The 15364-nt window shown below is 43.5% G+C and carries 10 protein-coding genes and 1 pseudogene; 6 read left to right on the forward strand and 5 right to left on the reverse strand.

Features of this window, described 5'->3' with window-relative positions:
• Window positions 1-94: 94 nt before the first annotated feature.
• From V7K97_RS23375 to purE, 3 genes and pseudogenes are all read right to left on the reverse strand, one after another.
• Window positions 95-223 (reverse strand): annotated as a pseudogene (locus V7K97_RS23375) (class II glutamine amidotransferase); the annotation flags it as partial.
• 139 nt (window positions 224-362) lie between these two features.
• Window positions 363-662, reverse strand: coding sequence for a putative quinol monooxygenase (locus V7K97_RS23380; protein ID WP_334803379.1), 300 nt, complete (start codon window positions 660-662; stop codon window positions 363-365).
• A gap of 358 nt (window positions 663-1020) precedes the next feature.
• Entirely contained in the window at window positions 1021-1539 is a 519-nt protein-coding gene (purE, locus tag V7K97_RS23385; protein ID WP_334803380.1) for a 5-(carboxyamino)imidazole ribonucleotide mutase, read from the reverse strand.
• A gap of 116 nt (window positions 1540-1655) precedes the next feature.
• Between purE and nagA the strand changes: the two genes are divergently transcribed.
• From nagA to pstB (V7K97_RS23415), 6 genes are all read left to right on the forward strand, one after another.
• On the forward strand, window positions 1656-2840 hold the full coding sequence (gene nagA / locus V7K97_RS23390; protein WP_334803407.1) for an N-acetylglucosamine-6-phosphate deacetylase: 1185 nt from the start codon (window positions 1656-1658) through the stop codon (window positions 2838-2840).
• A 301-nt stretch (window positions 2841-3141) separates the two neighbouring features.
• Window positions 3142-4185 (forward strand): phosphate ABC transporter substrate-binding protein PstS, encoded by a 1044-nt coding sequence (pstS, locus tag V7K97_RS23395; RefSeq protein ID WP_334803381.1) that lies wholly within the window; start codon window positions 3142-3144, stop codon window positions 4183-4185.
• 208 nt (window positions 4186-4393) lie between these two features.
• Window positions 4394-5395, forward strand: a complete 1002-nt coding sequence (gene pstC / locus V7K97_RS23400) for a phosphate ABC transporter permease subunit PstC (protein ID WP_334803382.1) — start codon at window positions 4394-4396, stop codon at window positions 5393-5395.
• Between the two features lie 242 nt (window positions 5396-5637).
• Window positions 5638-6519, forward strand: coding sequence for a phosphate ABC transporter permease PstA (gene pstA / locus V7K97_RS23405; protein WP_334803383.1), 882 nt, complete (start codon window positions 5638-5640; stop codon window positions 6517-6519).
• A 37-nt stretch (window positions 6520-6556) separates the two neighbouring features.
• Window positions 6557-7336, forward strand: coding sequence for a phosphate ABC transporter ATP-binding protein PstB (gene pstB / locus V7K97_RS23410; RefSeq protein WP_334803384.1), 780 nt, complete (start codon window positions 6557-6559; stop codon window positions 7334-7336).
• 343 nt (window positions 7337-7679) lie between these two features.
• The gene (gene pstB, locus V7K97_RS23415; RefSeq protein ID WP_334803385.1) at window positions 7680-8459 is read left to right on the forward strand and encodes a phosphate ABC transporter ATP-binding protein PstB; all 780 of its coding nucleotides are present in this window, start codon (window positions 7680-7682) and stop codon (window positions 8457-8459) included.
• 153 nt (window positions 8460-8612) lie between these two features.
• Here the strand turns inward: pstB (V7K97_RS23415) and V7K97_RS23420 are convergent, their stop codons facing one another.
• Entirely contained in the window at window positions 8613-11129 is a 2517-nt protein-coding gene (locus V7K97_RS23420) for a beta strand repeat-containing protein (protein WP_442936888.1), read from the reverse strand.
• A gap of 116 nt (window positions 11130-11245) precedes the next feature.
• Entirely contained in the window at window positions 11246-14881 is a 3636-nt protein-coding gene (gene nifJ, locus V7K97_RS23425; protein ID WP_334803387.1) for a pyruvate:ferredoxin (flavodoxin) oxidoreductase, read from the reverse strand.
• Between the last annotated feature and the right edge of the window lie 483 nt (window positions 14882-15364).

Here is a 15364-nt window from a genome sequence, read left to right on the forward strand (position 1 = left end):
CGAGAGTTCAGCCCTTTGGTGACAGTAATCTGCTGTCGGACTGGATTAGTTATTTACGGACTGATTACCGTGATTCACTAATCAACGAATCGCACCCTTCAAAGAAAGCAATGCCCCAACCATCGCTATGATCATCCGTTTTTCCTCCCCGTGCAGAAAACCCTTCAAAAGAAAAGCAAATATCCGTTGGAACATTGCAATTCATTCCGAGCAGTTGGCACATGGATGTTGCAGCTCTCAATTTTTGACTAAGGTCTCAAGATCAAGATACTTCAGAATGCTGCATGATTCTGGAGCGATCGCTTCAATCTGAGAATTTATCCCCAACAATAAAGAGTCTGCTTCAATTTAGCAACACGACACTATGCCAGAAGATGGTAGCGGCGGATATCTGGTGCAGCAGTCAATAAACCTTCGAGTTTGGCTGCTGCTGCTTGGAAATGTGGTGAATCTAGATGAGTATTCAGGACTTCATCAGAAGTCCACTCCTCTACAAAAGTAAAGTTTGTTGGATCGTCTTGGTTTTGCAAAAGTTTATACTCGATCGCACCAGCTTCCTGACGGCTTGGCTCAATGAGTTCCAACAGTACAGCTTTTAGTTCTTCTACTTTGTTAGGCAAAGCAATAACACGGGCAACAATGCGAATAGTTTGGTTAGTCATTTGTTATGGGAAATAGGGCATGGAGGAATGGCACTAAGAAAAGCTATAAGCTTTGCCCGAGCTGGTTCCTCTTTCTTGATGAGAGGCAGCAGCCCTCTCGGAATACATTCCCAGCCTCCAGGCTGGGAACGAGGCTACATAAGTCTTTGGGCTTTACAAGCGTGCCATTCGGGCATTGGGCATTGGGGAAAGACCTTCTGCTTCCCTGCTGCTCTGGTGTTAGGGACTTCCAAAGAAAAAAATATTCCAAAACTGACGCAAAAACCTCTGTATTTCTCCTCTCTCTGTGTTCTCTGCGCCTCTGTGGTTCGTTTATTTGCATAATTTATTTCTTGGAAATCCCTTAATATTACATTCATTAAAACATCTGCTGTAAATATTGTTCATAGCCGAGTTGTTCTAGTTTTGCTTGCTTTGCAATTACTGACTCACATAAGGTTTGGCGATATTGTTGCACTCTTTCTAACAATTCTGGTTGGTGAGTTGCGAGGATTTGTACTGCTAGGAGTCCGGCATTTTTGGCATTACCGATCGCTACTGTTGCCACAGGAATACCCACAGGCATCTGTAAAATAGAATACAAAGAATCCACACCTTGTAAGTTACGGGTGGGTATAGGAACACCAATCACAGGGAGTGGAGTTAAAGACGCCACCATTCCCGGCAGATGGGCTGCACCACCGGCACCAGCAATAATTACTTTAATACCGCGTTGGTGTGCAAGTTGAGCATATTGCACCATGCGTTCTGGGGTACGATGAGCAGAAACGATCGCCACTTCGCTTTCAACGCCAAATTCTTGACAAACTGCGATCGCATCTTTCATAGTGGGCAAATCGGAATCGCTGCCCATGATAATACCAACTAGGGGAGTCATAGAATTTTGGATTTTGGATTTTGGACTTCGGCTACGCTCAGTCGAAGGATTTTGGATTAATTGCTGATTGTTTCATCTAAAATCGGATGAGATTTAGCTCTCTTCTCGTCAGTGTGATGACCCAAGCAACACAAAATCCTGTAGATATTATCAATGCTAGAGTGCCTGGTTACAAAGATTTGCAGATGCTCTTGGTTAATCAAGAGGGCATAATTGAGCAAATCTTGCCAATGGGTACAGTCGGGGCGCACAGATGTACATCTGTCATCGATGTAGCAGGCGACTGGATTTCATTGGGTGGGGTTGATTTGCAAATTAACGGTGCATTGGGATTGGCATTTCCTGATTTGACGGCTGAAAATGCCTATAAGCTCCAGAAAATAAGGCAATTTTTGTGGGATGCCGGGGTAGATGGATTTTTACCGACACTTGTGACAACTTCAGTAGAAAAGATTCAGCGATCGCTTGCTGTGATTGCTGATATTATCCTCAGTCCCCAAGCAGGTGCCAAGATTCTCGGAGTACATTTAGAAGGGCCATTTTTGAATTACCAAAAGCGCGGCGCACACCCCGCAGAGTACCTGTTACCCTTAACAATTGACGAGGTAAAGCGGGTTTTGGGTGATTATGCCCACGTTGTAAAAGTCATTACCTTAGCACCAGAATTAGATCCCACTGGCGAAGTAATTCCATATTTGCGTTCCTTGGGGATTACCGTTAGCTTAGGACATTCTCAGGCAACATCTGCCCAAGGGCAACTTGCCTTTGAACTCGGTGCAACGATGGTAACTCATGCCTTCAATGCCATGCCACCATTACATCACCGCGAACCAGGATTATTAGGGGCAGCAATTACCCATCCTGATGTCATGTGTGGTTTTATTGCTGATGGTGAACACGTTTCGCCCACAATGCTGCAAATTTTACTTCGCGCTAGCTATCAAGAAAAAGGACTGTTCCTCGTCAGCGATGCCCTTTCACCTTTGGGTTTACCCGATGGCCTGTATCCTTGGGACAATCGGCAAATTGAAGTTAAAAATGGTACCGCACGACTCGCCGATGGCACCTTATCGGGGACAACTTTACCCCTATTAGTGGGAGTGCAGAATTTGGTGAAGTGGGGGATTTGTGATGTGGAGACTGCTATTTTACTAGCTACCAATGCACCTAGACAAGCCATTGGTTTACCTGGAATTGTCAAGAGTCAATCCGCTAATTTATGGCGCTGGCATTGGGATGAAGTCAACTTAAGGCTAAAAGGGCGGTTTCTAACCGCCTTTACACAGGCAAAACCCGCGTAGGCGGGTTAAAAAACTTTAATGTCTGTTTCAGCCGCTTCAAAAAGTGAGATGTTCTCCATCCAAAGGTAATTGAACTGTAAAAATGCTGCCTTTACCTAATTCGCTTTTTACATTTAATTTCCCTTGATGTGCTTGAATAATAGCTTGAACAAGGGTAAACAGATTTTACATTTATCAGCAATATTTAAACACGGGTTAATTTTTTGTTTATCAATCGTTAAATTGACTTTAACCATAAAAAATGTAACTTATTTTAAGGCTGGAATTACAGCAGGAAAAGATTCCTTTAGTCAGAGGTAATATGATTTTTTCGACCACCACCTTGAATCGTGTCGTTGCTACTTCATTGGTGACAACTTCTGTTGCACTTAGTCCATTTTTTGGTGCGATCGCCCAAGCTGAAACTCTCAACGGGGCAGGAGCAACTTTTCCGGCTCCCCTTTACGAACGGTATGCTCGTGAAGTTAAGAAGAAATATCCAGACTTGAAAATTAACTATCAAGGAATTGGTAGTGGCGGCGGTATTCGTCAAGTCATCAGTGGAACCGTTGACTTTGGTGGTAGTGATGCTGCAATGAAAGATGATGAAATCGCTCAAGTCAAAAACGGTGTAATTTTAGTACCCACAGCAGGTGGTGCTGTTTCTGTTGTTTACAATCTTCCGGGCGTTAATGAACTCAAATTGTCCCGCAAAGTACTACCAGAAATTTTCTCAGGTCAAATTACCAATTGGAATGACTCAAAAATTAAAGCTGATAATCCAGGTGTAAATCTACCAAATCAACCAATTAAGTTTGCTGTTCGTGCCGATGGTAGCGGTACAACTTTCATTTTTACTAATCACTTAAGCGCTACTAGCGGTTATTTTAAAGGCAGAGTTGGAGCTAACACTGCTCCCAAATGGAATCTGCCAAACGTCCTCAAAGGCAAAGGCAATCCAGGGGTAGCTGCAATAGTATCTCGCACTCCCGGTTCTATTGGTTATGTAGAATATGCCTATGCTGTCAAAAATAATCTGAAATCAGCACTGGTACAAAATAAGCGAGGAGAATTTGTTGCTCCTTCTTTAGAATCTGCAAATGCAGCTTTATCAACTGTGACTTTTCCAGAGAACTACCGCGTTTTTGTAGGAGAGCCAGCACAAGGTTATCCGATTGTAGGTCTCACCTGGATGATGGTTTATAAACAGTATGCTAATGCTTCTAAAGCTGATGCTGTCAAAAAATGGATTAATTGGGTACTTAAAGATGGTCAACAATATAACGATGACCTCAACTACACTAAGATTCCATCTGACGTGGCAAATCGGGTACTTCAGACAGTTAATAGCACTGTTAAGCCTTAATTTGTAATCTTACTACTTTCTTCTCCTAGTTAGGATGGGCAAACAGCCCAACCTACTCAATATTGCTCGGTTAAGGATTGTTAGCATTAATCTTAGTAGAAACGCAATATTTCGCATTTCTATTTAAGATTTTAGCTTGGGGGATTTTCTGAACCGAGCAGTATTGTCATCCCATTGGTACTAAAAAAATCTACTGTATTGATTTGTAATGGCAAATTCATCTGAACCCGCCGACCAAAATTCATCACATCATTCAAATCTAGACGATGAAAATCTCAATCTCACAGCTATCGGCGACACAAATCTCCGGTTTGACCAAGGTTTTACACGGCTAGTATACTTTTTTGCCGCGCTCACCGTTGCAGTGTTATTTGTGATGAGTTGGGTAATTTTCTCCGAAGCTCTACCAGCCATTAAGCAGTTTGGACTAGGGTTTTTGTGGGGGAAAGATTGGGATACAGGTAATAAGATTTTTGGGGCACTACCCTATATTTATGGAACTTTGGTAAGTAGTGCGATCGCTATTTTATTAGCTGTCCCAGTGGGAATAGCAGTAGCCTTAGTCACGAGTGAAAATTTCTTAGCTTCATCGCTGCGAACAATCTTAGCATTTGTTGTAGAATTAATTGCAGCAATTCCCAGTGTAATTATTGGTTTGTGGGCAATTTTTGTTTTCATTCCAGTTATAGAACCTCTACAAAAGTGGCTAGCCAGCACTTTTAAATGGATACCACTATTTAATACACAAGACCCTTCTGGCACAAATATGTTGACTGCTGGAATTATTCTCGCCATCATGATTTTGCCCACAATGGCAGCAATCACTCGTGATGTCTTAATGGCTATCCCTAAAGAATTACGTAGCGCATCTATGGCTTTAGGTGGCACCCGTTGGGAAACAATTTTTCGGGTCTTGCTACCAGCTGGATTTTCGGGAATGGTGAGTGCAGCAATGCTCGCATTAGGACGTGCGTTGGGTGAAACAATGGCTGTCACTATGGTCATTGGCAACTCTGCTCAAATCAGTGCTTCTTTACTCGATCCAGGTTATACAATTCCCTCTGTATTAGCTAATGAATTTGCCGAAGCCGAGCCGGGATTGCATATAGGTGCTTTAAGCTATTTGGGATTGATTTTGTTTGGGTTGACTTTAGCTGTAAACATTGGTGCTGTACTATTAGTGAAGTGGGTTGGTAGGAAAAATAAATAATCCTATCTTAGTGTACCTTATGCCAGTCTGCGATAATTTTTCACCCATCTATGTTAACAAAAACCAATTTTATTTCCTAATTTTAGATATGATTGTTTCTCTCAGTTATGACTTACGGATCAAATATGAAATGTAGGGGTAATTCATGAATTACCCCTACTATAAATGAATGATTTCACTGCCTTTGTAGCTAAGTTACGTCAGTGTAGTAAGACGTTTATTAAGAGAAATTTGTAAAACTTATGAGTGGTTACATCCAGTCAAAAACTGATGAATCTCTGGCGAGAGAATTATGTAGTCCTCTGCCTACAGAACGAGTAATATTTACTTACGCAATGAATGGGATCGCCTTTGGTTTGACAGGTCTAGCACTCATTCCTTTATTATCAATTTTGTGGGAAATTATCGTCCGGGGAATATCTGGATTGAAATCAGATATGTTTGTCAAAGCAGTGATTGACAATGGCTTTGGCAATGCTATTCTAGGAACCATAATCATGGTAGTAATTGGTGCTATTTTGAGCATTCCCACAGGGATAATGACAGGAATCTTCTTGGCAGAATTTGGTCAAACCAACCCAATTGCTGGATTTGTTCGTTTTATTAGTAGTATTTTGACAGGTGTACCTTCAATTGTTGTAGGTATATTCGCTTACGGTATAATCGTTTTGCTCACTAAAGGATTTAGTGCGATCGCAGGTGGTTTTGCTTTAGGCGTGATTATGCTACCAGTGATTATATTAACAACAGAAGAATCCTTAAAACTTATTCCCATATCTCAACGCCTCGCCTCCACTGCGTTGGGGGGAACTCGCTTCCAAACTACTTTTCGTATTGTTGTAACTGCTGCAATCCCCGGAATTACTACAGGGATTTTATTAGCTGTAGCTCGTGCTGCCGGTGAAACAGCACCCTTAATTTTTACTGCTTTATTTAGTCTAGATTGGTCAGAAGGATTGTTAAGTCCAACAGCTTCCTTACCAGTATTGATTTTTAACCTCTACAACGACCCCGACCCCGAAAGAAACCAATTAGTATGGACTACTGCTATAGTTCTACTCAGCTTAATTCTATCTGTCAGTATTCTCTCTCGCTTAGTTATTAGGCAGAGAAGAATCAAGTAAAGATAAATTTTTGTTTTGTTTCGCACCTTGAGAAAGCATGAGTAACCTAATTCCAGCTATCAAAGTTAAAAATATCAGCTTTTACTATGGCACAACAAAGGCGATCGAAGGGGTGTCAATGGATATTTGTCAGAATCAAGTAACCGCAATTATTGGCCCTAGTGGTTGTGGTAAATCTACCTTCATCAAAGTTCTTAATCGCATTAGCGAATTAGAAGGGCCAGTGAAAGTTGAAGGAGATGTAGAATTTTTTGGTCAGAATATTTATGCTTCTCGTGTCAACATCAATCGGTTACGCCGCCAAATTGGTATGGTGTTCCAAAAACCGAATCCTTTTCCCATCAGCATTTACGAAAATGTTGCCTACGGTATGAGAATAGCAGGCAGGTATTCAAAATTAAAATTAGATGAAATTGTTGAATCTGCACTTCACAGCGCTGCTCTTTGGAATGAAGTGAAAGATAAGCTGGATAAATCAGCTTTAGGGCTTTCTGGTGGTCAACAACAAAGATTATGTATTGCCCGTGCTTTAGCAGTCAAGCCGAAAGTTCTCCTAATGGATGAGCCTTGCTCGGCTCTTGACCCCATTGCTACCATGAAAGTTGAAGAACTGCTCCATAGTTTGCGCTCTGAGTTGACAATTGCGATCGTTACCCACAATATGCAGCAAGCCGCTCGCGTCTCTGATTTTACGGCTTTCTTTAGCACCGATGAAAGTCGGATTGGTCAAATGGTTGAATTTGGCGCTACAGAGCAAATCTTTAACAATCCACTAGACCCCCGTACCCGCGACTACATTTCAGGGCGTTTCGGTTAAGGTATGTCGTAGCGTGACTTAATGATTTTTGTCAAACCATCTAGCGCCAGAGGATACTCGTAAAATTGGGGTTAAAAAAATTACAATCATGCTGGCTGAAAGCCCCAAAGTGAACCCTCAAAACCCAAAAAGTTTTGAGGTTAAACATAATAAAAAGTCTGTAAAAGATAAATTTTGAGACAAAATCTGAATATAAATATCTAATACCAGGTTATCTGCTGCTTGACTACTATATAACTACGTAATTTCCATGAATATACCCTTTTGGGGGTAACATAGTGAAACAGCAACGCTGATTTGTACTACTTATTTAGTCAAATTTTGTTTCACACGTTTTGGGAATATGAGTAAACTAATTCCAGCCATCAGAGTCAAAAACTTCAGCTTCTATTACGACACTCAAGAGATAGTTGAAGGCGTGTCAATGGATATTTACCAAAACCAAGTCACGGCAATTATTGGTTCTAGTGGTTGTGGCAAGTCTACTTTTCTTAAATCGTTAAATCGCATGAGTGAACTAGAAGGAGAAGTAAGGGTTGAAGGAAAAGTAGAATTTTTTGGACAGAGTATTTATGAGCGTCGTGTCAACATCAGTCGCTTACGTCGCCAAGTAAGTATGGTTTTTCCGAAGCCAAATCTTTTCCCCATGAGCGTTTACGATAATGTTGCTTATGGGGTGAAGTTAGTTGGATGGCATCCGAAAGCAGAATTAGATGGAATTGTTGAATCTGCCCTCAAAGCTGCTGAACTTTGGGATGAAGTGAAAAATAAGCTGCACAAGTCCGCTTTAGAGCTTTCTGGGGGTCAACAACAAAGATTATGTATTGCCCGTGCTTTAGCAGTCAAACCGAAAGTTCTGTTAATGGATGAACCTTGTTCAGGTCTTGATCCTATAGGTAGCATGAAGATTGAGAATCTGATCAATAATTTGCGCTCTGAGTTGACAATTGTGATTGTTACTCACAATATGCAGCAAGTTACTCGCTTATCTGATTTTACGGCTTTCTTTTATAGTAATGAAAATCGCATTACTCAAATGGTTGAATTTGGTACTACAAATAAAATCTTTACTAACCCCGTGGATTCTCGCACCCGCGACTACGTTTACGCCCGTGTCAGTTGAAGTATGAAGTGTTTCTTAAATTACAAGTAGGTGGGTGTGATTAACCATCAATAATCTTTAAAGAATCCAAAAAAATTATGTTAAAGAATCAGTTTCAAAGCTACCAAGTTGAAATATGCTATTCCAAGTTTGGAACACCATATTTCAAGTAAACTAGGCTTGCAACACCAAATCAGATGCCGTGAGAGTTGGCGCACCAGTTAGAGTCGCAAATAGACCGCCACTGCCAAAACCCGCCGCACTGCCATTTTTGTTGTAGAACAATTGCCCACTCAAAGGGTCGTAGACAATTTTCGCCGTGCTAGTCGCTGCTTGATTAGTGACTTGAAAATCACTCTTGTTACTAAAACCTATTCCCGCAACAGAGGTAATTGCACCAAAGGTCGTCTTATCCAATAAAATCTTGTCACCTTGGCAACTGTTGAAGTCACTAATGGTATCGACACCAATAGCACAACTGTTAAAAGCCGCATTGGTATTGTAAAGGAAACTGTCAGCACCGGCACCGCCAACCAGAATATCATTACCCGCACCACCAATCAGGGTATCATTGCCATTACCGCCTCTGAGGAGGTCATTGCCACTCAAGCCATTAATTATGTCATTACCCCCTTGACCATTAATCACATCATTGGAGTTGTCAAAACCTTTGATGTTATTATTTAAGTCATTGAGGAAGGTGACAGTGTTTTTGTTGAAAATGCTAGTTTGAGTGGAGTTGGCATTAATGACATCAAAGCTGTCGGTGATGCTGGTTTGCCCATCAAACAAAATATTGCCAATTGCAGGTCTTGAAGAAGTTGCTGGCAGGTTATCTAGGTTTTCTAAGAGGAAGTTTTGCAGAGTGACTTTGGTGTTAGCCACATTTTCAAAGGTGACTTCTAAGTTGTTGCCATTTGGAGTTAGTAGCAGATTTCGGGCAGTTAATCCGGCTCCGGTAAATTCCAGGGTATCAACGTTGGCAATTACTGTTGTTGATGGGTTTGAACCTTTACCTATACCACTAAAGTCGGTGATGGTGTCATTGCCTTCTCCTGGGCGAAACACAAATTTATCTTGACCACCGTTGCCTGTGAGTGTATCATTACCAGCTAACCCGTTGATGATGTTGTTGCCAATTGTGCCTACAAGGGTATCTGCGCCAGGGGTTCCTGTGAGGTTAATGGTGCTGCCACTGCCTATATTCTTGCTGCCAAACAGCACGTAGCTCTGCCCGGATAAGGAGCCGTTGGGCGAGGCATTAATTGCCCCAATAATCAGGTCGTCGATGCCGTCGCCGTTGATGTCTCCCGCACTGCTGACAGAGTAGCCTACCCTGTCATTTTCATTGATGCCGTTGATGGCAAAGCCGTTAGTGCCGTTGAGCGTGGAGAGGTTGAATTGGGCACCAAAACCTCCCTTACTGCCAAACACCACGTAGCTCTGCCCTGAATAGCGGGCGTTGGGGGAGGCAAAGGGTGCCCCGATAATCAGGTCATCTATGCCGTCGCCGTTGATGTCTCCCGCACTGCTGACAGAACCGCCTGCCCTGTCATTTTCATTGATGCCATTGATGGCAAAACCGTTAGTGCCGTTGAGGGTGGAGAGGTTGAATTGGGAATCAAAACCTCCCTTACTGCCAAACACCACGTAGCTCTGCCCTGATTGGAAGCCGTTGGGGGAGGCAAAGCGTGCCCCGATAATCAGGTCATCTATGCCGTCGCCGTTGATGTCTCCCACACTGTTGACAGACCTGCCTGAGTAGTCACCTCGATTGATGCCGTTGATGGCAAAACCGTTAGTGCCATTGAGGGTGGAGAGGTTGAATTGGGAATCAAAACCCCCCTTGCTGCCAAACACCACATAGCTCTGCCCTGATTGGAAGCCCTTGGGGGAGGCAGTATATGCCCCGATAATCAGGTCGTCAATGCCGTCGCCGTTGATGTCTCCCGCACTGCTGACAGAACCGCCTGACAAGTCACCTGTATTGCCGTTGATGGCAAAGCCATTAGTGCCGTTGAGGGTGGAGAGGTTGAAACTGGAATCAAAACCCCCCTTGCTGCCAAACACCACGTAGCTCTGTCCTGAATAGTGGCCATTGGGGGAGGCAGTCTCTGCGCCGATAATCAGGTCATCTATGCCGTCGCCGTTGATGTCTCCCGCACTGCTGACAGAAAAGCCTGACCAGTCACCTGTATTGATGCCGTTGATGGCAAAGCCATTAGTGCCGTTGAGAGTGCAGAGGTTGAGTTGAGGACTAAAACCGCCCTTGCTGCCAAACACCACGTAGCTCTGCCCTGAGTTGAAGCCGTTGGGGGAGGCACCTGATGCCCCAATAATCAGGTCGTCGATGCCATCACCGTTGATGTCTCCCGCACTGCTGACAGACCTGCCTAAAAAATCATTTGCATTGATGCCGTTGATGGCAAAGCCGTTAGTGCCGTTGAGGGTGGAGAGGTTAAATTGGGCATCAAAACCGCCCTTGCTACCAAACACCACATAGCTCTGCCCAGATTGGAAGCCATTGGGGGAGGCACCAAGTGCCCCAATAATCAGGTCGTCGATGCCGTCGCCGTTGATGTCTCCCGCACTGCTGACAGAACCGCCTGACAAGTCACCTGTATTGATGCCGTTGATGGTAAAGCCGTTAGTGCCGTTGAGATCCGAAAGGTTAAAAGTTGAATTTGCCATCATTTCTCCGGTGTTAGTTTTTATGAGTTATTTGTCGTTAGTCATTAGCAAAGACACTAGCCCCGCAGGTGGAGAGGGGATTAAGGGGTGGGGTGTTAGGGAGTTTTGCAAGATATCTAGAGAGTCTCGCGTTTTGCCAGATATTGGTACATCTGCCAACGGGCATCTACCTCAGCTTGCGCTTGTTCTAACAAGTGCTTGGCTACATCGGGTTTACTCTTAGTGAGCATTTTGAAGCGATTTTCCTGATACATCGAATGTTCTACAGATTGCGTAGGCGATCGCATATCCAATTGCAAAGGATTTTTACCCTGTTTGAGCAACTCTGGATTATGCCGATACAACAACCAACGACCTGATTCTACCAAAGTTTTTTGATGATTCATCCCTGTGGTCATATCAATGCCGTGGGCGATACAATGGCTGTAAGCAATAATCAGTGATGGGCCATCATAAGCTTCTGCTTCCAAAAATGCCTTGAGGGTATGTTCATCTCTAGCACCAAGGGCTACACTCGCTACGTAGACATTTCCGTAGGTCATGGCAATCATACCCAAGTCTTTTTTAGGTGCAGGTTTACCACTGGCGGCATATTTAGCAACTGCTGCTCTTGGCGTAGCTTTGGAAGATTGACCGCCTGTATTAGAATACACTTCTGTATCCATTACCAAGATGTTGACATTTCGACCACTGGCGATTACATGATCGATACCGCCAAAATCAATATCATAAGCCCAGCCGTCACCGCCAACAATCCAGACGCTTTTTTTCACCAAGTAATCTGCAAGGGATTTGAGATTTTGAATTTGAGATTTGAGATTGGGATTGAGTGTTAGGATTTGATCTAACTTCTGCTGCAACAGTTCTATCCTTTCGCGCTGTTCCCAAATGTCAGCCTCAGATTTTTGTTCAGCTTTCAGGATTGACTCAACTAAATTAGGTGGAATTATTGATTGTTGAATTTCCCCATTCCCTACTCCCCACTCCCCACTCCCCAATTTTTGCAACAATTCTGCCGCAAACTCAGCTTGTTTATCGAGGGAGAGGCGGAAGCCAAAACCAAATTCGGCGTTATCTTCAAATAGATTATTAGACCACGCTGGGCCGCGTCCTTGGGCGTTGGTTGTCCAAGGAGTTGTGGGGAGATTTCCCCCATAAATTGAGGAGCAACCTGTAGCGTTGGCGATGACGGCGCGATCGCCAAACAATTGTGTTAATAATTTTAAATAAGGCGTCTCACCACAACCTGCACAAGCACCGGAGAATTCAAATAAAGGTTCTTGGAGTTGTTGTTGGCGAATCTGATTTAATTTTAGCGATCGCCTGTCAGGATTGGGCAAACTTAAGAAGAAATCCCAGTTTTTCCGTTCTTGTTCCCGTAATGGCAACTGCTGTGCCATATTAATCGCTTTCCGCAATGGCTCAGATTTATTTTTAGCAGGGCAGATATTTACACAAATAGTACATCCTGTGCAGTCTTCTGGGGCAACTTGAATGGTAAATTTTTGATTGGCAAAGTCTTTATCTTTTGCACTAGTTGACTTAAAGGTTGCCGGTGCATTGACTAACTCATCCCCTTGATAAGCCTTGGCGCGAATGGCACTGTGGGGACAAACCATCACACACTTACCACATTGAACGCAGACATCTGCCTCCCACACAGGTATCTCTTCGGCAACGTTACGTTTTTCCCACTTGGCAGTACCGACAGGAAAGGTGCCATCAACTGGTAATGTGCTGACAGATAAGTCATCACCTTCCCATATCATGATTTTGCCTAGAACTTCCCGCACAAATTCGGGAGCAGAGTTAAATGAGGAGTTAGGAGTTAGGAGTGAGGAGTGAGGAGTGAGAATTGTTTGTGGTACATCTACTTTATGCAAGTTGTCTAAGGTGTTGTCTACAGCTTGCAGGTTCATGCGGACAACTTCTACGCCTTTTTTACCATAAGTCTTGTCAATAGCTTGTTTGATTTTAGCGATCGCTTCTTCCTGTGGCAAGACACCCGCTAAGGCAAAGAAGCATACTTGCATAATGGTGTTAATTCTTCCACCCATGCCACTGTCGCGGGCAACCTGGCTAGCATTGATTACGTATAACTTCAAATGCTTCTCAATAATTTGCTGCTGCACCTTCACCGGCAGATATTCCCAGACGGTATCTGCATTGTATGGACTGTTAAGCAACAAAGTCGCCCCAGGAATAGCAGCCTTCAAAATATCTATGCGTTCTAGAAATCCCCAGTGATGACAACCAATAAAGTTGGCTTGGTCAATCAAGTAAGTAGAGCGAATTGGTTTTGGCCCAAAACGTAGGTGAGAGACGGTTATTGAGCCAGATTTTTTGGAATCATAGACAAAGTAGCCTTGGGCGTAATTATCGGTTTCTTCACCAATAATCTTGATAGAATTTTTATTCGCCCCAACAGTGCCATCAGCACCCAACCCATAGAACATTGCCCTAACAACATTGTCCGATTCTGTAGAGAAATTAGGGTCAAAGCTTAGAGAAGTGTAAGTAACATCGTCATTAATACCGATAGTAAAATGCTTCTTCGGCTGGCTTTGCGCGAGATTATCGAAGATACCCTTCACCATCGCCGGCGTAAATTCTTTAGAAGAAAGACCATAACGACCACCGATGATTTTAGGCAGAGGGGAAAGAGGTAATTTTTCATTCTCTCCATGCCCCATTCCCCATACTTCATGGATAGCAGCCACGACATCTAAATACAACGGTTCCCCGGCGCTACCGGCTTCTTTGGTGCGGTCAAGAACTGCGATCGCTTTTACACTAGTTGGCAATGCTGCAACAAACCTTTGGACATCAAAGGGGCGGTAAAGTCTGACTTTCACTACACCAAGTTTTTCACCACGGGCGTTAAGATAATCTACCGTTTCTTCGACGGTTTCACAGCCTGAACCCATAAGAACGATAACGCGATCGGCATCCTTAGCACCATAATATTCATAGACTTGGTAACGTCTTCCCGTGCGTTCTCCAAATTCATCCATGATGCGCTGGACAATTTCTGGACAGGCGTTGTAGTAAAGGTTAGCGCCTTCACGTCCTTGGAAGTAGACATCGGGGTTTTGGGCAGTACCGCGCAATACGGGACGATCTGGGGTGAGGGCACGGCTGCGGTGGGCGAGTATTAGGCGATCGTGGATGAGCGATCGCAAATCATCATCTGAAAGCAATTTTACCTTCTGCACTTCATGTGATGTGCGGAAGCCGTCAAAGAAGTGCATAAAGGAGACTCGCGTCTCTAGGGTAGCAGCATGAGCGATGAGAGCAAAATCTTGACTTTCCTGCACCGAAGCCGAACACAGCAGGGCAAAACCAGTAGCACGAGCTGCCATCACATCGCTATGATCGCCAAAAATTGATAACGCATGGGTAGCCAAAGAACGGGCGGCAACGTGAACCACAGCGCTAGTCAACTCACCAGCAATTTTGTAGAAGTTGGGGATCATTAACAATAATCCCTGAGATGCCGTGAAGGTGGTACTCAGGGAACCTGTTTGTAATGCCCCATGCACAGCACCAGCCGCTCCCCCTTCGCTTTGCATCTGCACGACGCTGGGAATAGTACCCCAGAGGTTGGGACGACTTTCTGCTGACCAAGCATCTGCCCATTCACCCATCGCTGAAGAGGGGGTGATAGGATAAATGGCAATGACTTCATTTAATTTGTAAGCAACACGGGCGACAGCCTCATTGCCATCAATGGTTGCAAAGGTTTTGTTCATAAGATGATTTTTGTCCCCGCCTCTAAGCTGGATGATCAGAAGGTGTGAGTAGAAGAATTACAAATAACCAAAATTAGAAAGTGAGCGTATTGTATGCGTTAAAGATTTAGCGGTAGGATTTACTCCGCGATCAAAGGATAATTTATCTTTCAACAAATACTGCATCTATTAATATCTCATCTGCAATCCTGCATCTATTAATATGTATTAATAATGTACTCAACCGCCAAAGTGTGTGGTTGATAAGACTTTAAAGTGATTTATTCTTTTTTCTGGGGTATGGGGTCGGGAATCTCTGATATATTTTACTTAACTGTAAGAAGTCTTTTAGAAAACAATCCGCTTGGGTTAAGAAAAATAGTAGGTTGGTTTGAGCAATAGCGAAACCTAACAAATGGTTGATCATGTTGGGTTTCGTTCCTCAAACAAACCTACACTAGTTTTAGTTTTGAGCCTTAACCAAAGCGTATTGATTTAGAAAGT

The sequence above is a fragment of the Nostoc sp. genome (assembly GCF_036917815.1).
In the GTDB taxonomy this organism is placed as follows: Bacteria; Cyanobacteriota; Cyanobacteriia; order Cyanobacteriales; family Nostocaceae; genus Nostoc.

Bases quoted from the DNA above. Each gene is read 5' to 3' on its own strand.
- purE (WP_334803380.1), bottom strand. From the start codon at position 1,539: ATGACTCCCCTAGTTGGTATTATCATGGGCAGCGATTCCGATTTGCCC.
- pstS (WP_334803381.1), top strand. From the start codon at position 3,142: ATGATTTTTTCGACCACCACCTTGAATCGTGTCGTTGCTACTTCATTG.
- pstB (WP_334803384.1), top strand. From the start codon at position 6,557: ATGAGTAACCTAATTCCAGCTATCAAAGTTAAAAATATCAGCTTTTAC.
- pstB (WP_334803385.1), top strand. From the start codon at position 7,680: ATGAGTAAACTAATTCCAGCCATCAGAGTCAAAAACTTCAGCTTCTAT.
- V7K97_RS23380 (WP_334803379.1), bottom strand. From the start codon at position 662: ATGACTAACCAAACTATTCGCATTGTTGCCCGTGTTATTGCTTTGCCT.
- nifJ (WP_334803387.1), bottom strand. From the start codon at position 14,881: ATGAACAAAACCTTTGCAACCATTGATGGCAATGAGGCTGTCGCCCGT.
- pstC (WP_334803382.1), top strand. From the start codon at position 4,394: ATGGCAAATTCATCTGAACCCGCCGACCAAAATTCATCACATCATTCA.
- nagA (WP_334803407.1), top strand. From the start codon at position 1,656: ATGACCCAAGCAACACAAAATCCTGTAGATATTATCAATGCTAGAGTG.
- pstA (WP_334803383.1), top strand. From the start codon at position 5,638: ATGAGTGGTTACATCCAGTCAAAAACTGATGAATCTCTGGCGAGAGAA.
- V7K97_RS23420 (WP_442936888.1), bottom strand. From the start codon at position 11,129: ATGGCAAATTCAACTTTTAACCTTTCGGATCTCAACGGCACTAACGGC.